Raw genomic sequence first — 21,240 nt, 5'->3', positions numbered from 1 at the left:
TGAGCACAGTCGGGTTGGGTAGATTCCGCGGATGCCGGAACTCGTGTACCCGCCCGTGATCGCCTTCGCCAAGACGATGTTCCGGGTCCTCGACCTGCGGATCACCATCGAGGGCGCCCACCACGTACCCCGCACCGGCGGGGCGGTGCTGGCCAGCAACCACGTCAGCTATCTCGACTTCATCTTCTGCGGGCTCGGCGCCCACGGGTCCCGCCGGCTGGTGCGTTTCATGGCCAAGCAGTCGGTGTTCAGGCACCGGGTCTCCGGCCCGCTCATGCGCGGGATGCGGCACATCCCGGTTGATCGGGCCGCCGGCGCCGGTTCGTACGAGGCCGCGGTGGACGCGTTGCGCCGCGGCGAGGTGGTCGGCGTCTTCCCCGAGGCGACGATCAGCCAGTCGTTCACGGTCAAGGAGTTGAAGAGCGGCGCGGCACGGATGGCCCACGAGGCGGGCGTGCCGCTGCTGCCGGTGGCGCTCTGGGGCACGCAGCGGCTCTGGACGAAGGGCCGCCCCCGTACGTTGACGCGCCGGCACACGCCCATCACCATCCTGGTCGGTGAGCCGATGGACCCGGCCGGCTGGCCGGACGCCGCGGCGATGACGGCGGGGCTGAAGGAGCGGCTGTCCGCCCTCGTGGACCGGGCGCAGCGGGCGTACCCCGAGCAACCGGCCGGCCCGGACGACCGCTGGTGGCTTCCCGCGCACCTGGGCGGAACGGCGCCCACCCCACCCGAAGCCGCCGCGCGCTAACCCCGGACGCCCGCTGACCCCCCGCGATCTTGCACCTTCTGCCCCGACATAAGGGGCAGAAGGTGCGAACCAGGGGCCGAAAGTACAAGATCGGCGAGGTCGGGGGGCGGGGACGGGGTCCGGGGCCGGGGGAGCGGGCTTGGCTGGATCGTTCCGCATCGGGGCAGGATGGTGTCTGCCCCGCCCGGCTTCCTTCGCGCCAGGATCAGTGTCATGAGCAGAGCAGCACTCGTCGTGATCGACGTCCAGGAGTCCTTCCGCCAGCGCCCCATCTGGGCGTACGGCTCGAACCCCGACATCGTCCGGCAGGTCGACCGGCTGGTGGCCGCCGCCCGCGAGCGCGGCGACCTGGTGGTCTGGGTTCTGCACGCCGAACCGGGAACCGGTGGCGTGTTCGACCCGGCCCTCGGGCACGTCCGCCTCATCGAGGGGCTGGCGCCGGTGGACGGGGAACCGACGCTGGTCAAGACCGCGCACAACGCGTTCACCACCACCAACCTGCAGCAGGTGCTCACGCTCGCCGGGATCCTGGACGTCACGGTCTGCGGCATCCGTACCGAGCAGTGTGTCGAGACCACCGCCCGGGTCGGCGCCGACCTCGGCTACCGCATGACGTTCGTGACCGACGCGACGATGACCTTCCCGATCCCGCACCGGGACCTGCCCGAGGACGCCACCCTCGCGGAGATCCTCGCCGATCCCCGCACCCTTTCGAACGAGGAGATCGTGGGCCGCACCGAGTACGCGCTGGCCGGCCGGTTCGCCACCGTACGCACGGTGGACGAGGTCACCGGGGCAGCCCTCACGGGCACCCGGAGCTGACCGTGGCCCGGGTCGTCTTCCTGCTGGTCCCGCAGTTGCACCTGCTGGACCTCGCGGGGCCGGCCCAGGTCTTCTCCGCGGCCGCCGACCTCGGTCACGACTACCGGCTGCACTACGTGGCCGAGCGGGACGAGGTGCCGACCGTGCAGGGCATCCCGCTCGTGGCCGGCACGACCTGGCCCGAGCTGACCCCCGACGACCTCGTGGTGGTGCCCGGCTGGCGACCGGCCGCGCACGGGTCGGCCGAACCGGTCGGCGATGACGACCTGCGTCGACTGGCCGCGCACCACGCGGCCGGCGGCACGGTGGCGAGCGTCTGCGCGGGCGCGTACGCGCTGGGCCGCGCGGGCCTCCTCGACGGCCGGCGCTGCACGACCCATCACGACGTGCAGGACGACCTGGCCCGCCGGCACCCGGCAGCCCGGGTCGTGCGGGACGTGCTCTACGTGGTCGACGACCGGGTCGTCACCTCCGCCGGCATCGCCAGCGGCATCGACGTGGCGCTGCACCTCGTGGCCACCCGCCACGGCCCGGCCGCCGCGGCCGCCGTCGCCCGCTCCCTCGTCGTGTACGTGCGGCGCAACGGTCACGAACAGCAGGCCAGCGTGATGCTGCGGCATCGTTCACACGTCTCCGACGCGGTGCACCGGGTCCAGGACCTGATCGACAGCCGCTTCGCCGAACCGCTACCGCTCGCGGAGCTGGCCGCCGCCGGCGGGGTGGCCGAGCGGACGCTGACCCGGCTGTTCCGCCAGGCGACCGGGCTCACGCCGCTCGGCTACCAGCAACTGCTCCGCGTCGAGCGTGCCGAGCACCTGATCGGGCACGGCGCCACGGTCGACAGCGCGGCCCGGACCGTCGGCTTCACCGATGCCCGGATGCTGCGCCGCCTGCGCGCCCGGGCGGCTCGTCTGCCGGTTCGGCCGCCCGGCGGTAGTAGTCGTCCCGCGACCGGAACTCCACGGGCAGCGACCCGGGCAGGGTAATCCGGTCGCCGGCCGGCGGCGCAGCGGACCGCCGCGCCAGCACCTCCCGCTCCGGTGGCGACAGGTCGACCAGGTGCGGCCGGGCGAGCCGGAACCCGGCCACGATCCGGCACACCTGCCAGGCCAGCTCCGCGATCAGCTCCGGGCTGCCCCCGAGAGCCAGCGCGGGCTGGCGGATGGTGCGCAGGGCGTCGCAGACGATCAGCAGCTGGGCGGGCTCGTCCGGCCCCGCGGGCAGCACGTCCAGCCGGGACGGCCACTGCCAGCGGATCTGCCCGCTCATCAGACCGGGCAGCCGGACCGGGGGGCGGTGCCGGGCGCCACCGGCGCCCCGCCCGCCGGCCAGCACGGCCAGCTGTGAGCCCTCACCCACCCAGACGAGCCGCTGGTCGGTGACGGTCACCGCCACCGGCCCCGGCAGCGTCCACGCCCGACGTGTCTCGCTCGGCCCGAGCAGGTATCCCGCCACGGGCAGCCGGTGCCGCCCGAGCACCCGCTCGCCCCCGGCCGGCACCAGCTCGTACCGGCGGTCGAGCACCGGGCCCACCTCGTCGTCGGACGCGTCGAACCGGTGCGGACCGATGAAGAAGGGGGACACGTCACCCTGCATCGTCAGGACCTCCCACCAGAGCTCACCTTCGCCGTTGAGATTGGCGGATACGCAGGCCAGGTGTCATGACACCCGTTAGGGGGTCGGCCGGTCGTACCGCGCCTGCGACCGGTAGATGCCGATCTCTTCCGGCCGGATGAGGCCGTCCTCGATCGCGCGGGCGAGCAACGCCGCCTTCGTGGCGGCCGGCCGGCCCGCTCGGGTGTACTTGATCCGCGCTCGGTCGACGTACTGCTTGACCGTGTGTTCGCTGATCCGCATCCGCCGGGCCACCGACGCCTTCGACATGGACTGGAACCAGAGCAGCAACGCCTCGCGTTCCTTGTCGGACAGGACGGGGCGGTCCGGGCGCGGGTCACCGACCATCGCGCCGGCGAGCGCCGGCGGCACGTAGGGCCGGTCGCTGGCGGCCGCGAGCACGGTGGCCACACAGTGTTCCCGTCCCTCGTGCTTCGCGAGGAACGCCACCGCCCCGGCGTCCAGCACGGCCAGCATCGTCTCCGGATCGGTGTGCTCCGAATAGACCACCACCCGGCGGCCGGCCGTGCTCAGCTCGGCCAGCTTGCCCAGCGCCATCTGGCCGTGCAGCCGCAGGTCCAGCAGCACCACGTCGGCCTCCGGCGCGGCCCGCAGCACCTCGTCGGGGTCGTCCCCGGTGGCCAGGACGGTCAGCCGCGGCTCGCTGGCCAGCCACGCGCGGACCCCCTCGACGACCACGGGGTGGTCGTCCACGATGGCCACCCCCACCGGCCGTCCACCGCTCATCTCCGCCACCGGGCCTGCGTCCACCTGATCTCCCCGTCCCGCTCGTCGAGCCGATCCACCCGGCCACCGTCATCCTCCGCCACCCCGCCCCCGCCCGGCGGTCCCGTCGCGTCCGGCTCACCCCGGTCCGGGGTCACGAGACTGACCACCACCTCGTCCGGGCCGGACACCACGGTCAGTCGGGCCCACCCGCCCGCCTCGGCCAGCGCGGCGGTGAGCGGGTCGACCAGCAGGCGGCGGGTGCGCACCGGCAGCGGCGGCGGCTTGCCGATGATCACCAGCTCGATCGGCAGTCCGTTGCGTTCGGCCACGTCGGTCGCCGCGCGCAGCTCGTGCAGCAGCGGGTCGGGCACGTCGTCGGACTCGGCGATCAACCGCCGCAACTGGGCGGCGGCCAGCACGGCCCGGCGCTGCACCCGCGGGTCGGCGGGGTCGGCGCGTCCGTCGGCCAGCTCGGCGAGCACCGCCTCGGCGGCGCCGCTCACCAGCGCCAACCGTTCCCGCCTCTCGCGGCGCGCCCGCTCGGCGGCGTCCCGCTCGGCCGCCATCGCGTGGGTGGCCGCGGCGGTGGCGGCGCGCTCCCGGGCCAGCGCGGCGATCACCGCGCTCCCGGCGAAGGCGGCCACCGGCAGCGAGTACGTGCCGTAGACGTACATCGCGAAGCGGGCCAGGTCGGCCGGTGCGGTCTGGCCGTGACCGACGACCGCGACCAGCGCGATGAGCGAGTGCGCGGCCAGCAGGGCGAGCAGGCCAGTCACCCGTCGGCCCCACAGCGCCAGCACGAAGAACCAGCCGAGCGTGCTCCACACCCAGTTGGCAGCGGTGAAGAGCTGCCGCTCGCCCGCCGCCGCGAAGACCGTGGCGTCGACCGCGAGCAGCAGCCCGGCCAGGGGCCACGCGGGAAGCGGGTCGCCCCTCAGGAGCCGCGCCCCGGTGAGCACGCCGACCGCCGCCACGACCACCCAGGCGGCGAGCACCACGCCGGGCGCCGCCAGCTCCGACCGGTTGGCCAGCACGGCCGGCAGCCCGATGACGCTGTGCCAGGCGAGCGCGATGACGATGGCCGCGATCCGGGCGCCCCGGTCCGAGGCCCGCGCCACGGCGGCAGCGGCCCGCCCCGCCGCGGCGGCCTCCGGCGTACGCGGGCCGGGGGCGGTCCACACGGGTGCCCCGGTCACCGGGGCCGGACGCACCCCGGACGTCGACCGGGCGCGTGCGGCATCGACGCGGACGGCAGCCGCGTCGAGCTCAGCCGACACCGGGCCACTCCAGGCGGATCCGGGTGCCCGCACCGGGCGCGGAGTCGATCCGGGCGCTGCCACCGATCGCGGCCATCCGCCCGCGTACCGACTCGCGCAACCCGTATCGGTGCGGCAGGACGGCCGCCGGGTCGAAGCCCGGGCCGTCGTCGGCCACCTCGGCCACGACACCTCCACCGACCTGGTGCAGCCGCAGTGTCGCGGTGGCGCCCGGCGCATGCCGCACCACGTTGGACAGCGCCGCGTAGACGCTCTCCGCGACCGCGTCGGCCACCGCCGCGGGCACCGCGCACGGCTCCAGGGCCAGCGCCACCGGCAGGTCCGGCAGCCGGTCCCGCACCGACCGGAGCCGGTCGTCCAACGACGCCGGGCCGTCGCCGGGTACCGTCCGGGCGTCGGCGAGGGCGGTGAGCGTACGCAGGTCCGCCGCGCACCGCTGGCGCAGCGCGGCCGACGGGCCGGACACCGCACCGAGGCCCACCATGGTGAGCGTGGCGAGCACCGTGTCGTGCAGGTCCCGGTTCTGCCGGCGCTCCGCCTCGCGGGCCGTACGGGCCACGAGCGCCTCCCGCACCAGCCGTTGGTGCGCCGCGAAGGCCCGGTCGGCCCGCCCGATCCGGCGGCGCATGACGACACTCATCATCGCCGTGCAGGCGGTCTGCACGAGCAGGGTGGCCGAGTGCGCGGCCGCCTCGCGGGGGTTGCCCGCGGCGTGCGCACCGGCCACGTACCCGGCGGTGACCAGCACGCCGGCCGGGATGGACCAGCGCACCGGGGCGGTGACCTGCGCGTTGATCACCGTGGTGCTGGCCAGCACCGCGATCCAGCTGCCCTCGCCGGGCAGCACCTCCGGCGCCACCAGACGGGGGATGAGCAGGCAGGCCGCCGTGGTGAGCGCCACGTCGCCGGCCATCATGGCGGGGGTGACGCCCCCACGCAGGGCGCGAGCGCCGTACCAGAGCGACCACACGGTCAGCAGCGCGACGGCGGGCAGGAGGAGACCGACGAGTACGGGCGGCGTCCGGACGGAGAGCGCGACCACGGCGCCCACCAGCCCGCAGCTCAACCGGAGCAGGGCCGGCAGCGTGGTGAAGATGAGACTGAGTGCGCCGCCGGCCGGGCTGTCCAGCACGGCGGGCGGCACGGTCCGAACGGGAACGGCCGGCATCGGGGGAGGCGTCCTTCCGACCACCGACCCGGTCCGGGGCCGGGCGGCATAGATCGACGAGCGAGAATAACACGGGGTTGTGACGCACGATCACACACTGTGTGCGACATGCCGCCGCGCCGTCGGTGCCCGCACGGCACCGCGGGCCGGCCGGACGCCGGGCCGGCGACCGTACGTCACCGGACGGCACGGGAACGGGTGCGGCTCCCGGGGCGTCTCACCGGCATGCTGCGAAAGACGTGGGCGGTCCGGCTGGTCGCCGGGGGATCGGGTCTACTCTGCCTCGTGCTCGCCGGGTGCGCAGACGCGGGCCCGGCCGGCTCGGGCATCCGGGAGAGCGGCCCGCCGAAGATCGAGGACCGGTGGACCTCGTGCGCGGACGCCGGCGTGAATCCGGGCACCGAACCCGGCGCGATGGTGCTGTCCGGCAGCGAGGCGTACGACCTGCCGTTGCTGGACGACACGTTCACCCCGGTCGCCGCCGTCCTCTGCGGGCAGCAGGTGACGGCCCGGCCCGGTGGCGGGCAGGACCTCGTGGCGACCGAACAGCGGGCGGACGAGGTCACCGACCTGGTCTCCGCGCTCCGGCTGCCCGACGCGCCGCGCGCCGCCGGCCCGTGCACGGCCGACATGGTCGTCCCGCCCTGGCTGGCGCTGCTCGACGACCGCGGGCGGTGGCTCCGGCCCGGCATCCCGGTGGACGGGTGCGGCAAGCCCCGCGGCGAGGTCCGCGAGGCCCTCGGCGGGCTGCGGCTCACCACGGTCGGCACGCGTACGCTCCGCGAGGTCGAGTCCGCCGAGGCGGCCGCCGCCGGCTGTGACCAGCGGCGGGCGGACATGGTCGCCGTGCAGGCGGGCATCGGCTCGGGGCCGGTCACCGGTCCGCCCGCCAACCCGGCCGTCGGGGCGGGAGCGGCCCTGCGGCTCTGCGTCTACGCGGTTCCCGCGAGCCAGCAAGGCGGCGCGAAGCCGGCGGGCGAGTTCGCGTACGGCAGGACGCTGCCGCCCGACCGCGTGGCCGCCGTGACCCGGGCGATCGCGGCGGTCGGGCCCGCGGCCCCCTGCACCACCCCGGCCGGCCGGTTCGCGCTGCTCCGCCCGGTGGACGGGCCCGGCACCGAGGTGTACGTGGAACTCGACGGCTGCCACCGGATCCTCGTCGTGACGCCGGGCGGAAGCGCCACCCTCGGCCAGGCCGACCGAGCGCTCGCCGGGCTGCTCAGGTGACGGGGCGTTCGCCGGCCTGCTCAGGTGGCGGGGCGCTCGCCGGCCTGCCCTTGAGCGACCCGGCGCCCGCTCAGGTGATCGGCAGCACGGCCGGGCCGCCGCCCGCGATCGAGCGGGTGAGCCGGCGCCCGCCGGACCAGAAGTAGCAGCGCACGCCGCGGTCGCCGCGCGCCCACGCCTCCGAGGAGGGGAAGCGGAAGGTGGTGCCGGTGCGGTACCGCAGCATCCGGTCGGCCGGCACGTTCGCGAAGTGGGCGATGACCGTGCGGCACTGGCGATGGATGGCCTCCTCGTCCCGCTTCGCCGCCTCGTACGACCGGTCCGGCGCCGTCCAGACGCCCGCGTACTCGAACTGGTGCGGCGTGGTGCAGGCGGTGGCGAGCAGGCGGCCCCACTCGTCCTCGTCCATACACCCGAACCGCACCGGCGAACCGCGGCGCACCGCGTCCCGCAGGCTGCCGGTCCGGCTCACCGCGTCGTCGTCCTCGCCGTTAGCGCCGGTGACCGCGTTCAGCTCGAACAGGTCGCAGCGGAACCAGCGACCGCCGCCCCGCCATCCCGCCGGCGAGCCGGTCGTCACCTGCACCGACAGCCGCGCACCCCGCCAGTCGCCGCCCACGAACTCCTTGGCCCGGGTGTCACACTCGCCGAACGCCGACCGCATGGCGGCCGACCCGACCGGCGGCGGCGCGGCGTCCTGTGCCTCGGCGCCGGTGAACGTGCCGACGTGGAACGTCTCGACCAGGTGGACGCTCGCGCAGTCGACGGGCTGGTAGCGGGCCGGGTCCCCGCTCGCCGCCACGGTGTGGCACTCGCCGCTGCGCGGGCTGAACTGCCGCGTCCCGACGGCCGACGGCCAGTCGTCGGTCAGGTCGCCGTCGCCGCCCGACGCGCCGCATCCCGCCAGCAGCGTCGTGACGAGCGCAGCCCGCACCACCGCGCGCCACCGGCGTCGCATGTCACCCTCCCGCAGGTCCCCCGTGACACGGCGCAGCATAGGCCACCGCCGCGAGTGCGCGACACGCCGTGTCGTACCTCAGGGTTCCCGGACCGTGACGGCGGCCGCCCCGCGTCGTCCGCGACCGTGGAGATCGACACCGGATCGGCGATGTGGCGGTGTCGAGGGTGCCCGTACCCCGCCACCTCGGCGGAACGGAGTCGATCGAGCGGCCAAATTGGATCGACAGGGCCGTGCGCCGAGGGCAAGGTGGGCGCGTGAAGCAGGAAGAGATCTGGGACGTCGACGCCGCACAGCGCTACGACACACCGGGCGCCGGCATGTTCGCGCCGGAGGTGCTGGGGCCGACCGTCGACCGCCTCGCCGAGCTGGCCGGCGGGGGAAACGCGTTGGAGTTGGCCATCGGCACGGGCCGGGTGGCGGTGCCGCTCGCCGAGCGCGGGGTGCCGGTGACCGGCATCGAGCTGTCCCGCCCGATGATCGACCGGCTGCGGATGAAGGCTGACGAGGCGACGATCCCGGTCGTCACCGGCGACATGGCGACCGCCGTGGCCCCGGGCGAGTTCACGCTCGTCTACCTGGTCTACAACACCATCTCGAACCTGCTCACCCAGGCCGAGCAGGTCGAGTGCTTCCGCAACGCGGCCCGCCACCTCGTACCGGGCGGCCGGTTCGTGATCGAGCTGTGGGTGCCCGAGCTGCGCCTGCTGCCGCCCGGCCAGCAGGCCACGGTCTTCCACTGCGAACCCGGCTACATCGGCCTCGACACGTACGACGTGCTCCGCCAGCACGTCGTGTCACACCACTTCCGGTTCGACGACACCAAGCAGGCCCGGTTGACCCGCAGCCCGCACCGCTACATCTGGCCCGCCGAACTCGACCTCATGGCGCAACTGGCCGGATTCACGCTGGAGAGCCGGCACGCCGACTGGGCCGGAGCGGAATTCACCGCCGAGTCGCGGTCACACGTGTCCGTCTACCGCCTCCCGGAGCGGTGACGTGAGCGGGGAGGAAGCGCAGCTCCAGCGTGTCGTGCGGCTGGTCACGGACACGATCGGGCCGACAGTGCTCGGCATCTACCTGCACGGCTCGGCCGTGCACGGCGGCCTGAAACCCGCCAGCGACCTGGACCTCCTGGTGGTCACCGGACGGAGCCTGGACGACGCCGAGCGGCGGGCGCTCGTGCACGGCCTCCTCCCGCTCTCCGGTCCGGACGCGGGGGGCCGGCACCTCGAACTCACCGTCGTGGTCCAGTCCGAGGTACGCCCCTGGCGCTACCCGCCCACGATCGATTTCCTGTACGGCGACTGGCTGCGAAAGGAGTTCCAGGCCGGCCGCCTGCCGCAGCCCACCCCCACACCCGACCTGGCCCTGGTGGTCACGCTGACGCTGGCCGGCGACCGCACGCTCGCCGGTCCTCCGCCGGCCGACCTCCTCGATCCGGTTCCACCGGCCGACGTGGTCCGGGCGACTCAGGCCGGCGTCCCCGACCTGCTCGTCGACATTCCCGGGGACACCCGCAACGTGGTGCTGACCCTCGCCCGCGTCTGGACGACGCTCGCGACCGGCGAGATCAGGTCCAAGGACGCCGCCGCAGACTGGGCCCTCACCCGGCTCGGGGCCGAGCACCGGCCGGTCCTCGCGTATGCCCGGGAGCTGTACCTCACCCGCACCTACCGCGAGGAGACGTGGAGCGACGATCTCCGGGCGCGGGTGGAACCGTGCGTGGAGGCGATGCTCGCCGAGATCGACGCGCTGCCGGTCGGCTGAGCGCCGGGTGGGTTGGAGGTGCGCCCGGCAGATACGGTCCGCCCATGCCGGATCGGGTACGCCTCCAGCTCGTCAGCGTGGGCATCCAATGTCTTCGCCAGCAGGCTTGAAGCTGATCTCGATCTGGACGTCGCCGTAGGTGTGCGGACCTGGGGTGCCATGCCACCCGTACTCGAGGAGTAGACGGATCTGTTGCCCGTTCGTCACCCGATCGGCGCACCACCGATCTCCCAACTCGTCCGAGATCGGAACCATCCTCCACTGACCCGCCGTCAACAAGGTGCGGTAGTGGTCGAGGACCGAATCCATCGACGTGCCGGGCGGCAAGCTGATGTCAGCCGTAACGTAGCGGGCCCCTGGGTCGCTGTCATCGCCGCACGGAACCTGTTCGATGCGGTCGAGGGTGGTGCCGGGTGGAGGCGAGGACAGCGCAGGATCTCGTGCCAGCAGCTCGGCCAACCGGTGGTCGCTCTCCGAGCACTCGACTTCCTCCGCAGGGCTGGCCGATCCGATGAATCGCTGCACGGTCAGGCCACACAGCGCCAGAACCCCGACCAGCAGCGCACTGACTACGGCAACGCGGCCGATGATCTGGTGAGGCATTCGCCGAGGGTAGGGCAAGTACGCCGATGGCGGTCTGGTGCCCGGCGAGGTGAGCCGCGGTGGGACCTGCGCGGCGTTCGTGCTCGTCTCGCTGCCGCGCCCCGGACCGTGATGAAGGCAAAGCACCTCTTCGGGTGACCAGGCTGTACGAATGGCTGTTCGGAGGCCGTGGTGATCGCCTCGACCGGGAGCGGAAAGCCGCTGACCTGCGGTGAGGAAGGTGCGCCCGGCAGGATTCGAACCTGCGGCCTTGGGATTAGAAGTCCCCTGCTCTATCCGCTGAGCTACGGGCGCGTGGCGTGGTGTCGCGCCAAGAGGGTACCGCCCGCCTGCGGGCTGATCGACGTAACCGTCCTGGGCCGGACCGCCGACAAGGTTCCCACGGGTCGGCCGGAGCGGGCACCGGATTTCCGGGCCTCGCGGGTGGGCCGGACGGCTGGCAGGAACGCCGGTGACCGGGCACCTGACGCTCGCGGGGGCCGCGACGCCCACCACGTACCCTCGGCGGCGTGCTGCTTGACCCCGATGCCGAGAACGACGTCGCCTACGAGCTGTGCCAGCTCCTCGGTCGCGCCATCCTGCCGTACCACCGGACCGGCGAGACCGGCCGCGACGTCGCCGGCGGCCATGCCACGGCTTTCTTCTACCGCGACGGCGGCCGCGACTGGCTGCTGACCGCCGACGCGGTGACCGGCGGCGCGGGCGAGCTGGGTCTGCGGCCGAGCGTCACCGAACCGGCCGGCGCGGCCCCGGAGGCCCTGCCGGTCGACGGCTGGGTCCGCCGCCCGGACCTCGGTGTGGCCATCCTGTCGGCGGCCGAGCTGGAGCGCCGCGCGGGGGAGGGCGGCTGGGCGTGGCGTACCCAGCCGGTGGTCGAGGTGATCGCGGCGGACGCCGCCGTGGTCGCCCGGGTCGGCGCCGAGCCGGGTTCGGCGTTCGTGCTGGCTCTCGGGGTACGGGAGGAGGGCGCCCGGCCGCTGGAGGTGGCGATCGAGCGGGTGGTCCGCGTGGACGACGTGGTGCGGATCACCGCCGAGATTCCGGCCGGCTACCTGGGCGCGCCCGTGTTCGGCGTCGAGGCGAGCGCCGACGGCGGGGTGGCCCTGCACTGCCTGGGCCTGGTGCTGCCCGGCGGCTCCGACGGGCATCCGGTGGCGACCTTCGACCGGATCCGGGCGGCGCTACCCGGGGCGTCCGACGCCTGACCGGTTGCTCAGGCGCCAGGCGTGGCCGCGTCGGCCTGGTCCGTCGGCCGCCGGCTGGCGGGCGCCGGGACGTCCGCGCCGGCCACAGTCGTCGCGCCCGCGCCGTGGACCGCGGCCGTCGCGTCCGCGCCGTCGGCCGGTGCCGTCGCCTCCGCGCCGTCGGCCGGGGCCGTCGGGCCGGCGTGGAGGAACGCCTCGGCCCAGCGGCCGACCTCCGTGAGGACCTTCTCCCGCACGGCGGCGCCGGAGAGCGTGAGGTCGTGCAGGCCCCCGTCGAAGCGGGCGAGGGTCACGTGCCGGCCGAGCCGGGGGGCGTACCGGACGATGTGCTCGACGTCCAGGACCGCGTCCGCCAGGCCGGCCGACTCGTGCCACTGCCGCCCCCGGAACGACCGGGTCGAGCAGGCGACGAGCACCGGGACCGGGATGTCCAGCCCGGCGCGGAGCTGCCGCTGCGCGGTGCGGATCGCACCGAGCCAGCCGGCCCGGACGGGGAACCCCGCGAGGGGCTTCCACGCGAGGTCGTAGCTCCACTCGCCGCGATGGTCGGCGTGGATGCTCTCGCCGTACACCGTGCCGAGGCCGAAGGGCAGGACGCGGTGCGGCGCCCTGCGGCCCAGCCGGGAGACGGCGGCCGCGAGGGGTCGCCGCACCACCCAGGGCGCGTTGATGTCGAAGAAGGGGCTGTTGAGGACGAGCCCGTCGACGACACCGGCGTCGCGGCGGGCGTGCGCCCACAGCGAGAGGATGAGGCCGCCGGTGGAGTGGCCCATGGCGAGCAGGACGTCGTGGCCGTCGTCGTCCCGGATGATCCGCGCCGCGGCGTCCAGTTCGGCGTGGTAGTCGCCGAGGTCGTGGCAGAAGTTCGGCGTCTGGTGGGCGAGCAGGCTCCGGCCGTACTTGCGCAGGTCGAGCGCGTAGAAGTCCCACCCGCGCTCGGCGAAGAAGTCCGCCAGATGGGTCTGGAAGAAGTAGTCCACGAAGCCGTGCACGTAGAGCACGGCCCGCCGGGTGGGCCGGTCGGCTCGTCGCCGGACCAGCGTGGCGACCACCGGTCCCTCGTCGTCGGTGCCCAGGTCGATCGTCTGCCGCTCGTAGGGCGGCCCCAGCACGTCCGGTTCCACGAGCCGACGGTACGCCCGCACGCTACCCGGCGGTAGCCCCGGAGCGCCGCCGGCGCCGTGGCCCCCGCCCGGTCCGCGCGGGGGCCACGGGCGTACGCGTCAGACGGTTTCCGCGTCGGCGCGTTCCCGGTCGGCCGGTGGGGCCTCCTCGTCGGGCTGGCCGATCTCGCGTACGTGCTTGTTGTGGCGCGGCTCCTGCCGGGTCTTCGCGTCGTTGAGCCGGCGGCGCAGGTCGTCGCGGGCGTCGTTGAGGGCGGCCCGCAGGTCCTCCTCGCTGGAGGTCGTGACGATCTTCTGGCGGCCGGCGATCCAGCACTCCAGCGTCACCTTCTGCCCTCGGGCGTTGCGGTCCTTGACCGAGACCTCCAACTCGGTGGCGTCGGCGTGGAACGCGGCCAGCCGGGCGTCCAGCGTCGCGAACTGTTCCACGATCCAGTTCCGGTCGCCCTGGGAGAACCCCGCGCCGACCCGCAGGCACTCCGCCACGGTGGCCGGGTTCGCGGCGGCGCTCATCGCCGCACCTCCGCGCGGTCGTCGGCGGTGCGGCCGGCGTTCGTCGTCATGGTCGCTGTTCCTTCCGTCGGGGGCGGTGCCGTTGGTGTTGCGGTGGTGCGGTTGATCAAGTCCATACCCAGGGCGGCAGGCCCCCGAACCGTTCGCCTAGCAGATGTGACCGTGATCAGGGCGTTGTCCACAGGCCGCCGCGCTGTCCACAGGTGGGCGGTCGGCGGTGGCGGACGGCCGTCGTACGGCGCAGGCTCGGCGCGAGTCGACTCGCGATGGCAGCCCCAGAACCCCTGGAGGGACGATGTTCGACACCTACGTCACGGTCGTCGGCAATGTGCTGACGGCACCGGAGTGGCGGCGTACCACCCAGAGCAACACCCTCGTGGCCAACTTCAAGGTGGCCTCGACGGCCCGGCGGCTCGACCGGGACAGCGGTCGCTGGGTCGACGGGAACAGCCTGCGCGTCCGGGTGAACTGCTGGCGGAAGCTCGCCGAGGGCGTGGCCGCCTCGGTGATGGTCGGCGACCCGGTGGTGGTGTGCGGCCGGCTCTACACCCGCGACTGGACCGACGACGCGGGCAACCACCGGACCCTCTACGAGCTGGAGGCGGTGGCCGTCGGCCACGACCTGTCCCGCGGCCGGGCGCGGTTCCTGCGCAACCGTCCGAGCATGACGACCAGCAGTGTGGAGGACGTCGAGGCGGAGAGCCGGGTGCACGGCGAGCCCACCGAGCCGGTGCCGGACGGGCAGGCGCCGACGCTGCCCGACGCCCGGCAGTTCGACGACGACCTGGAGCCACCGGACTTCGGCGCACGTGCCGGCGGTGAGTCGCGTACCGGTGCGGGTCTCGACGGGTCGCTCGGCGCCGGGCCGGGGCGGGCGCTCGCCGGCGCGGTCGACCGGTTCGCCGGGATCGGCGGGACGGACCCGTTCGACGGCGAGGCCGACCCGTTCGCGGAGGGGACGGGCTCACGCGGCGGGGCGGGCTCGTTCGCCGAAGGGGCGGGCTCCCTCGGCGCCGGGACGGGCGCGCTGGCCGAAGGGGCGGGCTCCCTCGGCGGCGGGGCGGGCGACGACGGATCGCCGGCGGAGAGCGCGAGCCGCGGCACCGATCGGACGGCCGACGATGACGCGGACGAGCTCGCGCCCGTGACGGGCGAGCCGGAGACCGGTGACGGCGAACTCGACCCCGTGCCGGACGAGCCGCCGGCGACGAGCCAGCCGGCCGGACGTGGCCGCCGCGGTCGGGGACGGGTGCCCCAGCCGGCCTGACGCGCGACCGGCCGGCGCACGTCCGGCCGGTACGGCGGTGGTCCGGTCGGCCGCACCACGGGATCGGGCGGTACTCGCCGGGTGGGTCCGCCTGCGCCGGGCTCGACGGGGGGCCGGCGCGGAACGGGCGGCCGCGACGGGGGCGGGGTGGCGGCCCACCGTCACCCCGCGCGCCGGCGCCGCCCGTTCAGGCGCGGCAGGCCACGGCCCGGTCGCGGCCCTGTTCCTTCCGGTCAACAGGGTGGCTGGGCTCGACGGGGTGACGCGGCCGGGTCGGTGGCGCAGGCCGCTCGTCTAGGCTGGCCGGCCGGAGGTGGTGCGCGTGCGGCAGACGGCGCCGGTGGCGAACGCGGCGGGGCTGGTTGCGGGGTACGCCCTGGACCGGCTACTCGGCGACCCGCGCCGGTGGCACCCGGTCGCCGGGTTCGGCCGCGCGGCCGGCGTGCTGGAGCGGGGGCTCTACCGTCCCGACCGGTGTGCGGGCGCCGCGTTCACCGCCCTTGCCGTCGGAGCGCCCGTGCTGCTCGGGGCGGCCGCCACGGTGGCCACCCGGCACCGGCCGCTGGCCCGGGCGGCGCTGGTGGCGGCCGCGACCTGGACGGTGCTGGGTGGCCGTACGCTGCGGCACGAGGCCGAGGTGATGGGCCGGGCGTTGCGCGACGGCGACCTTCCGGCCGCGCGGCAGCGGCTCGGGCACCTGTGCGGTCGAGACCCGTCGACGCTCGACGAGTCGGAACTCGCCCGCGCAACCGTCGAGTCGGTTGCCGAGAACACCTCCGACGCGGTGGTCGCCCCGCTGCTCTGGGGCGCCGTGGCGGGCCTCCCCGGCCTGCTCGGCTACCGGGCCGCGAACACCCTCGACGCGATGGTCGGGCACCGCTCGCCGCGGTACGCCCGGTTCGGCACACCGGCCGCCCGGCTCGACGACCTGCTCAACCTGGTGCCGGCACGGCTGACCGGGCTGCTCACCGTCGCGGTCGCGCCCGTCGCGAACGGAGACCGCGACCGGGCGTGGCGGGTGTGGCGGCGCGACCGCAACGACCACCCGAGCCCCAACGCCGGCCAGTGCGAGGCGGCGATGGCCGGGGCGCTGGGCGTACGCCTCGGTGGGCGCAACGTCTACTTCGGCCGCTCCGAGGTGCGGCCGTTCCTTGGTGACGGCCCGCGTCCCGAGGCGCGGCACCTGCGCCGGGCCGCTCGCATCTCGGGTGCCGTCGGGCTGGCCGCCCTCGCCGTGGCGGCCGCGTACCCGGTGACCGCCGGCCGGCTGGTGTCCGCCGTCGCCCGTGCCTCGGGCCGGGCGGCGATCCCGCGGGGCTGGCGGCCGTGAACGGCGGGCTGCTGGTCGCGGGTACGACCTCGGACGCCGGCAAGAGCGTGCTCACCGCCGGCATCTGCCGCTGGCTGCACCGCCAGGGTGTGAAGGTGGCGCCGTTCAAGGCGCAGAACATGTCGAACAACTCGGCGGTGGTGGTCGGCCCGGACGGGCGGGGTGGCGAGATCGGCCGGGCTCAGGCGATGCAGGCGGCCGCCTGCGGGCTCGCCCCCGACCTGCGTTTCAACCCCGTCCTGTTGAAGCCGGGCAGCGACCTGGCCAGCCAGGTGGTGCTGCTCGGTGAGGCGGTCGACACGGTCACCGCCGGCAGCTTCCGGGAGCTGCGCCCGCGTCTCGCGGAGACGGCGTACGCGGCGCTCGCCGAGCTGCGCGCGACGTACGACGTGGTGATCTGCGAGGGTGCCGGCAGTCCCGCCGAGATCAACCTGCGGAACGGGGACTACGTGAACATGGGGCTGGCCCGGCACGCCGGCCTGCCCACGATCGTGGTCGGCGACATCGACCGCGGGGGCGTGTTCGCGTCCATGTTCGGCACCGTGGCGCTGCTCGACCCGGCCGACCAGGCGCTGATCGCCGGCTTCGTGATCAACAAGTTCCGAGGCGATCTCGGCCTGCTCCGCCCCGGGCTGGACATGCTGCGTCAGGTCACCGGCCGCCCGACGTACGGGGTGCTGCCCTGGGCGCTGGACCTCTGGCTCGACGCGGAGGACTCACTGGCCTACGGGCGGGTGCTCGGCCGACCGGCCGCCCCACACGGCACCGACTGGCTCGACGTGGCGGTCGTGCGGCTGCCGCGCATCAGCAACGCCACCGACGCGGAAGCGTTCGCGACCGAGCCGGGCGTCCGCGTACGCCTCACCGTTGAGCCCGCCGAACTCGCGGCCGCCGACCTGATCGTCCTGCCCGGCACCAAGTCGACCGTCGCGGATCTGGCGTGGCTGCGGGAGACCGGTCTCGCCGACGCCGTCCTCGCCCACGCCGCGGCAGGGAAACCGCTGCTCGGCATCTGCGGCGGCTTCCAGATGCTGGGCCGCGCGATCCACGATCCGGTAGAGAGCCGGCGCGGCAGCGTACCGGGACTCGGTCTGCTGCCCGTCGAGGTCACCTTCGACCCGCGCAAGACCGTCCGGCAGTCCGTCGGCACCGCACTGGGCGGCGCACCGGTACGCGGCTACGAGATCCACCACGGGTACGTCTCCTCGGCCGACCCGGCGCTCGCCCCGCTCGTCACCAGCGCCGACGGTACGGGCGAGGGGGCGGTGCTCGGCGCGGTGCACGGTACGCACTGGCACGGCGCGTTCGAGTCCGACGAGTTTCGCCGGCGCTACCTGACCGAGGCGGCGCGGCTGGCGGGCCGCAGCGGGTTCCGGGTCGCACCGGGCACCGCGTTCGCCGCGGCCCGCGAACGCACGCTCGACCTGCTCGGCGACCTGGTCGAGGAACACCTGGACACGGAGGCGCTCCGGCGCCTCATCGAGACCGGCCCGCCCCCCAACCTCCCCACGATCCCACCCGGCGCCCCAACCCCATAACCCTGTGCCCCCCGCGGCGCCCCTGGCGCGCGCCGCTGGCGCGCGTCGATCATGCAGTTGTGGTGGGCAACAAAAGCCGCCAATGGGGACGAGACGGGCACCACAACTCCATGATCGACGGCATCAGGGGCGGGGCGGCAGGGCAAGGGCAGGGCGGGGGCGGTCAGGGGCGGACGTCGGCGGGGTGATCGGCCAGGGGGAGGCCGGCCGCTATCCACGCCTGGACGCCACCGATCATGTCGGTCGCCCGGCGCAGCCCCAGCGCCTGGAGGCTCGCCGCGGCGAGGCTGGAGCTGTAGCCGTGCCGGCACACCACCACGATCTGGCGGTCGTACCCGGTGGCCTCGGGGATGCGCCACGGGCTCGCCGGATCGAGCCGCCACTCCAGCACCGTCCGGTCGATGACGATGGCGCCGGGCAGGTCGCCCTGCTCCCGGCGGTGCCGGTCGCTGCGGGTGTCGACCAGCAACGCGCCGCCGCGTAAAGCCTCGACTGTTTCGTGCGGGGTCAACCGCTGCAGCCCGGAGCGGGCCTGTTCCAGCAGGGCCTCGACGCCGGGGCTCATCACGTCACGGAGCACCTCCCGATCATGCCCAGCCGGCCGACGCCCCGCCTGCCGAACGGACGCGCGGACGCCGGCGGGTGAACGGATTCCCCCGGACGTGATCGGCCGCCGCCGACCGCGTACTCCGAACGGGCACCGGGCCGCCCCAACCCCACGGGCGCCGGCTCGCCGCGGACCGCCTTTCCGAACGGGCACCGAGCCGCCCCAACCCCACGGGCGCCGGCTCGCCGCGGACCGCGTTCTCCGAATGGGCGCCGGGCCGCTTCAACCCCACGGGCGCCCGGACCGCCTGCTTCGAACGGGCGCCGGGCCGCCCCGGCGGACCCCGGTCCCGCGCCGGACGCCGCCCGGCATACTGGCGCGATGCCGAGCAACGCCCCGGCGGACAGGGGGGTCGGGTCCGGGCGGGCGGCGACGCCGGTCGCGGTCGTCGAGCCGTACGCCGATCTGGCGCGCCGGGTGCTGGCCGCGCCCGCGCGGTTGGGGCGTACCCGGATCGTGGCGGTCGACGGGCCGAGCGGCGCGGGCAAGAGCCGGTTCGCGGCGCACCTCGCGGACGCCCTCGCGGCGCAGCCCGGCGGCACCCGACCGCCGGTCGTGCACACCGACGACCTGCTCGCCGGCTGGGACGACCAGCTCACCTTCTGGTCCAGGCTGGAGGAGCGGGTCCTGGCCCCGCTGCGGGCGGGGCGGCCCGGGGCGTACCACCGGTACAGCTGGGTGCGGCGGCGGTTCCTGCCGGACGAGGTGGCGGTGCCGGTCGGCCCGGTGCTCGTCGTCGAGGGCGTGAGCGCGGCGCGGGCCGCCGTACGCCCGGAACTGACCCTCGCCGTCTTCGTGACCGCGCCGGCGCCGCTGCGGCTGGCCCGCGCGGTCGCCCGGGACGGCCCGGAGATCCTGCCCGAGCTGCGGCGCTGGCACGCGGGCGAGGCCGCGCACTTCTCGGCCGACGGTACGGCGGAGCACGCCGACCTGGTGGTCGACGGCGCGCCGGGGCTGCCGCACGATCGTGCCCGGTATTTCGTACGGATCCGCTGACCGGGCCGTCGGTGGCGGTCGCGACCTGCACGTTCGTCGACCGGGCGGGCCGGGATCGGTAAGGCCGGCATACGATGCCGGTCATGACCACACCGATCATGTCCGAGTCCGAGGTACGGGCCGCCGTCGAGCGGGAGATGCCCGGAGTCCGTGCCGACCTGGAACGCCTCGTCCGCATCCCCGGCATCGCGTTCGACGGCTTCGACCACTCGCACGTGGAGCGTTCCGCCGAGGCGGTCGCCGAGCTGCTGCGGGGCTGCGGTCTGGACGTCGACATCGTGCGCTCCGGCGGGCAGCCCGCGGTGATCGGGAAGAAGGCGGCCCCGCCCGGCGCGCCGACGGTCCTCCTGTACGCCCACCACGACGTGCAGCCGATCGGCGACCGGTCGCTGTGGGAGTCGGACCCGTTCGAGCCGGTCGAGCGGGACGGCCGGCTCTACGGCCGGGGCGCCGCCGACGACAAGGCCGGCATCATGGCGCACGTGGCGGCGCTGCGCGCGTACGGTGACCGCCTGCCGGTCGGCGTGGTCCTGTTCATCGAGGGCGAGGAGGAGTACGGCTCCGACTCGCTGGAGCGGCTGCTCGCCGAGCACCGCGACGAGATCGCCTCGGACGTCATCGTGATCGCCGACTCCGGCAACTGGGACATCGGCGTACCGGCCCTCACCACGTCGCTGCGCGGCATCGTGAACTGCTTCGTCGAGGTCCGCACCCTCGACCACGCGGTGCACAGCGGCATGTTCGGCGGCGCCGTCCCGGACGCGCTCACCACCCTGGTCCGGCTGCTCGCCACGCTGCACACCGACGCCGGCGACGTCGCGGTGGAGGGCCTCGTCGGCCGGGAGGGCGCGACCGTCGACTACCCGGAGGAGCGGATCCGTGTCGAGGCCGGGCTGGCCGAGGGCGTCGAGTTCATCGGCACCGGCCGGCTCACCGACCGGCTCTGGACGAAGCCCGCGCTGTCCGTCCTGGGCATCGACGCGCCGGCCACCGGTGAGGCCCCCAACGCGCTGGTGCCGGCCGCGAAGGCGAAGCTCAGCATCCGGCTCGCGCCCGGCGACGACCCCAAGCGGGCGTACGCGACGCTCCGCACCCACCTGGAGAAGCACGTGCCGTGGGGCGCCCAGGTGACGGTCACGTTCGAACACGACGGCGACCCCTGCGTGATCGACGCGTCCGGGCCGATGTTCGACGCGGCGCGTTCGGCGTTCCGGACCGCCTGGGACGGCACCGCCCCGGTGGACATCGGCGTGGGTGGCTCGATCCCGTTCATCGCCACGTTCCAGGAGATGTTCCCGCAGGCGGCCATCCTGGTCACTGGCGTGGAGGACCCGCACGCCCGGGCGCACGGGCCGAACGAGAGCCTGCACCTCGGCGAGTTCGCCCGGGTCTGCCTCGCCGAGGCGCTGCTGCTCGGCAACGTCGCCGAGGTGGCGCGGAGCCGGAGCTAGGGCGTGTGTCGAAACCGTAACGTCCCGGTCTGTCTGGCCGTTTTCGGTGTGTCGGCCGCCGGGGTGTTATAGCCTTTCGAACATGAGTACGAACGAGGTGATGGCCCGGTTGCAGGCCGCCGTCAGCGCTCTGGGGGACGTCGACGTCTCCGCGTGGCCCGAGGACACGCTCAAGGAACAGCTCGGTGAGCTGTCCGCCGCCCTGGTCGCTCTCGACTCGCTGCTCACCCGGGTCGCCGACGAGGTCCGCGCGCGCGGCCTGCGGATCGAGGAGCCGGTCTCGGCCTGAG

At 74.7% G+C, this 21,240-nt stretch carries 20 protein-coding genes, 1 tRNA gene and 2 pseudogenes; 13 read left to right on the top strand and 10 right to left on the bottom strand.

Annotated elements, in window-relative coordinates; translation table 11 throughout:
• Positions 1-31 precede the first annotated feature (31 nt).
• The 3 genes and pseudogenes from D7193_RS16935 to D7193_RS16925 all read left to right on the top strand — a co-directional run.
• Entirely contained in the window at positions 32-751 is a 720-nt protein-coding gene (locus D7193_RS16935) for a lysophospholipid acyltransferase family protein (RefSeq protein ID WP_120780502.1), read from the top strand.
• 213 nt (positions 752-964) lie between these two features.
• On the top strand, positions 965-1,573 hold the full coding sequence (locus D7193_RS16930) for a cysteine hydrolase family protein (RefSeq protein ID WP_174242653.1): 609 nt from the start codon (positions 965-967) through the stop codon (positions 1,571-1,573).
• Between the two features lie 2 nt (positions 1,574-1,575).
• Positions 1,576-2,406, top strand: a pseudogene (locus D7193_RS16925) (GlxA family transcriptional regulator); the annotation flags it as partial.
• A 31-nt stretch (positions 2,407-2,437) separates the two neighbouring features.
• On the opposite strand, the gene D7193_RS34725 reads toward D7193_RS16925, so the two are convergent.
• From D7193_RS34725 to D7193_RS16905, 4 genes are all read right to left on the bottom strand, one after another.
• On the bottom strand, positions 2,438-3,169 hold the full coding sequence (locus D7193_RS34725) for a hypothetical protein (protein WP_120780499.1): 732 nt from the start codon (positions 3,167-3,169) through the stop codon (positions 2,438-2,440).
• Between the two features lie 75 nt (positions 3,170-3,244).
• Positions 3,245-3,958 (bottom strand): response regulator transcription factor, encoded by a 714-nt coding sequence (locus D7193_RS16915; RefSeq protein ID WP_120780498.1) that lies wholly within the window; start codon positions 3,956-3,958, stop codon positions 3,245-3,247.
• On the bottom strand, positions 3,931-5,097 hold the full coding sequence (locus D7193_RS16910) for a hypothetical protein (RefSeq protein ID WP_241563245.1): 1,167 nt from the start codon (positions 5,095-5,097) through the stop codon (positions 3,931-3,933). The genes D7193_RS16915 and D7193_RS16910 overlap by 28 nt, the downstream gene beginning before the upstream one ends.
• A gap of 85 nt (positions 5,098-5,182) precedes the next feature.
• On the bottom strand, positions 5,183-6,361 hold the full coding sequence (locus D7193_RS16905; protein WP_120780497.1) for a sensor histidine kinase: 1,179 nt from the start codon (positions 6,359-6,361) through the stop codon (positions 5,183-5,185).
• A 225-nt stretch (positions 6,362-6,586) separates the two neighbouring features.
• Between D7193_RS16905 and D7193_RS16900 the strand changes: the two genes are divergently transcribed.
• Positions 6,587-7,588: a hypothetical protein gene (locus D7193_RS16900; RefSeq protein WP_147434418.1), complete on the top strand. Its 1,002-nt coding sequence runs from the start codon at positions 6,587-6,589 to the stop codon at positions 7,586-7,588.
• A gap of 70 nt (positions 7,589-7,658) precedes the next feature.
• Here the strand turns inward: D7193_RS16900 and D7193_RS16895 are convergent, their stop codons facing one another.
• Positions 7,659-8,546, bottom strand: a complete 888-nt coding sequence (locus D7193_RS16895; protein WP_120781332.1) for a septum formation family protein — start codon at positions 8,544-8,546, stop codon at positions 7,659-7,661.
• 257 nt (positions 8,547-8,803) lie between these two features.
• Here D7193_RS16895 and D7193_RS16890 point away from each other — a divergent pair, with 257 nt between their 5' ends.
• Positions 8,804-9,544, top strand: a complete 741-nt coding sequence (locus D7193_RS16890) for a class I SAM-dependent methyltransferase (RefSeq protein WP_120780495.1) — start codon at positions 8,804-8,806, stop codon at positions 9,542-9,544.
• Position 9,545: 1 nt separating this feature from the next.
• Positions 9,546-10,316 carry an aminoglycoside adenylyltransferase family protein gene (locus D7193_RS16885; RefSeq protein ID WP_120780494.1) on the top strand — a complete coding sequence of 257 codons (771 nt, stop codon included), beginning with the start codon at positions 9,546-9,548 and terminating at the stop codon, positions 10,314-10,316.
• A 72-nt stretch (positions 10,317-10,388) separates the two neighbouring features.
• Here D7193_RS16885 and D7193_RS16880 read toward each other — a convergent pair whose 3' ends face one another.
• Both D7193_RS16880 and D7193_RS16875 read right to left on the bottom strand, forming a co-directional pair.
• Entirely contained in the window at positions 10,389-10,919 is a 531-nt protein-coding gene (locus tag D7193_RS16880) for a hypothetical protein (protein WP_120780493.1), read from the bottom strand.
• A gap of 221 nt (positions 10,920-11,140) precedes the next feature.
• Positions 11,141-11,213: transfer RNA gene (locus tag D7193_RS16875), tRNA-Arg, on the bottom strand.
• A gap of 215 nt (positions 11,214-11,428) precedes the next feature.
• Here D7193_RS16875 and D7193_RS16870 point away from each other — a divergent pair.
• Entirely contained in the window at positions 11,429-12,124 is a 696-nt protein-coding gene (locus tag D7193_RS16870; RefSeq protein ID WP_120780492.1) for a hypothetical protein, read from the top strand.
• A gap of 8 nt (positions 12,125-12,132) precedes the next feature.
• On the opposite strand, the gene D7193_RS16865 is transcribed toward D7193_RS16870, so the two are convergent.
• Together D7193_RS16865 and D7193_RS16860 are read right to left on the bottom strand one after the other, a co-directional pair.
• A complete protein-coding gene (locus D7193_RS16865) occupies positions 12,133-13,248 on the bottom strand; it encodes an alpha/beta hydrolase (RefSeq protein WP_120780491.1) in 1,116 nt (371 codons plus the stop codon).
• A 99-nt stretch (positions 13,249-13,347) separates the two neighbouring features.
• The gene (locus tag D7193_RS16860; protein WP_120780490.1) at positions 13,348-13,761 is read right to left on the bottom strand and encodes an HPF/RaiA family ribosome-associated protein; all 414 of its coding nucleotides are present in this window, start codon (positions 13,759-13,761) and stop codon (positions 13,348-13,350) included.
• A 295-nt stretch (positions 13,762-14,056) separates the two neighbouring features.
• On the opposite strand from D7193_RS16860, the gene D7193_RS34880 reads away from it, so the two are divergent.
• The 3 genes from D7193_RS34880 to D7193_RS16845 all read left to right on the top strand — a co-directional run bounded on the left by D7193_RS34880 (position 14,057) and on the right by D7193_RS16845 (position 17,896).
• A complete protein-coding gene (locus tag D7193_RS34880; protein WP_120780489.1) occupies positions 14,057-15,028 on the top strand; it encodes a single-stranded DNA-binding protein in 972 nt (323 codons plus the stop codon).
• Positions 15,029-15,350: 322 nt separating this feature from the next.
• Positions 15,351-16,358 (top strand): cobalamin biosynthesis protein, encoded by a 1,008-nt coding sequence (locus tag D7193_RS16850; protein ID WP_120780488.1) that lies wholly within the window; start codon positions 15,351-15,353, stop codon positions 16,356-16,358.
• A complete protein-coding gene (locus tag D7193_RS16845) occupies positions 16,355-17,896 on the top strand; it encodes a cobyric acid synthase (RefSeq protein WP_120780487.1) in 1,542 nt (513 codons plus the stop codon). The genes D7193_RS16850 and D7193_RS16845 overlap by 4 nt, the downstream gene beginning before the upstream one ends.
• Before the next feature lie 163 nt (positions 17,897-18,059).
• Here the strand turns inward: D7193_RS16845 and D7193_RS16840 are convergent, their stop codons facing one another.
• Positions 18,060-18,461: a rhodanese-like domain-containing protein gene (locus D7193_RS16840; protein WP_120781331.1), complete on the bottom strand. Its 402-nt coding sequence runs from the start codon at positions 18,459-18,461 to the stop codon at positions 18,060-18,062.
• Between the two features lie 270 nt (positions 18,462-18,731).
• On the opposite strand from D7193_RS16840, the pseudogene D7193_RS16835 reads away from it, so the two are divergent.
• From D7193_RS16835 to D7193_RS16825, 3 genes and pseudogenes are all read left to right on the top strand, one after another.
• A pseudogene (locus tag D7193_RS16835) lies at positions 18,732-19,605 on the top strand (uridine kinase family protein); the annotation flags it as partial.
• Positions 19,598-20,950 (top strand): dipeptidase, encoded by a 1,353-nt coding sequence (locus tag D7193_RS16830; RefSeq protein WP_187356262.1) that lies wholly within the window; start codon positions 19,598-19,600, stop codon positions 20,948-20,950. The pseudogene D7193_RS16835 and the gene D7193_RS16830, both read left to right, overlap by 8 nt.
• An 82-nt stretch (positions 20,951-21,032) precedes the next feature.
• Positions 21,033-21,239, top strand: a complete 207-nt coding sequence (locus D7193_RS16825) for a hypothetical protein (protein WP_120780485.1) — start codon at positions 21,033-21,035, stop codon at positions 21,237-21,239.
• Position 21,240: the final 1 nt, after the last annotated feature.

Origin of the sequence: Micromonospora costi, from assembly GCF_003626655.1 — a bacterium.
Classification (GTDB): domain Bacteria; phylum Actinomycetota; class Actinomycetes; order Mycobacteriales; family Micromonosporaceae; genus Micromonospora; species Micromonospora costi.
Note: the sequence above shows the minus strand (reverse complement) of the source record. Positions and strands in the feature narration are given on the sequence as shown.

Coding starts and splice junctions, on each gene's coding strand:
- D7193_RS16935 (WP_120780502.1), top strand. CDS start 32: ATGCCGGAACTCGTGTACCCGCCCGTGATCGCCTTCGCCAAGACGATG.
- D7193_RS16930 (WP_174242653.1), top strand. CDS start 965: ATGAGCAGAGCAGCACTCGTCGTGATCGACGTCCAGGAGTCCTTCCGC.
- D7193_RS34725 (WP_120780499.1), bottom strand. CDS start 3,169: ATGCAGGGTGACGTGTCCCCCTTCTTCATCGGTCCGCACCGGTTCGAC.
- D7193_RS16905 (WP_120780497.1), bottom strand. CDS start 6,361: ATGCCGGCCGTTCCCGTTCGGACCGTGCCGCCCGCCGTGCTGGACAGC.
- D7193_RS16900 (WP_147434418.1), top strand. CDS start 6,587: ATGCTGCGAAAGACGTGGGCGGTCCGGCTGGTCGCCGGGGGATCGGGT.
- D7193_RS16895 (WP_120781332.1), bottom strand. CDS start 8,546: ATGCGACGCCGGTGGCGCGCGGTGGTGCGGGCTGCGCTCGTCACGACG.
- D7193_RS16880 (WP_120780493.1), bottom strand. CDS start 10,919: ATGCCTCACCAGATCATCGGCCGCGTTGCCGTAGTCAGTGCGCTGCTG.
- D7193_RS16860 (WP_120780490.1), bottom strand. CDS start 13,761: ATGAGCGCCGCCGCGAACCCGGCCACCGTGGCGGAGTGCCTGCGGGTC.
- D7193_RS34880 (WP_120780489.1), top strand. CDS start 14,057: ATGTTCGACACCTACGTCACGGTCGTCGGCAATGTGCTGACGGCACCG.
- D7193_RS16840 (WP_120781331.1), bottom strand. CDS start 18,461: ATGAGCCCCGGCGTCGAGGCCCTGCTGGAACAGGCCCGCTCCGGGCTG.
- D7193_RS16830 (WP_187356262.1), top strand. CDS start 19,598: ATGTCCGAGTCCGAGGTACGGGCCGCCGTCGAGCGGGAGATGCCCGGA.
- D7193_RS16825 (WP_120780485.1), top strand. CDS start 21,033: ATGAGTACGAACGAGGTGATGGCCCGGTTGCAGGCCGCCGTCAGCGCT.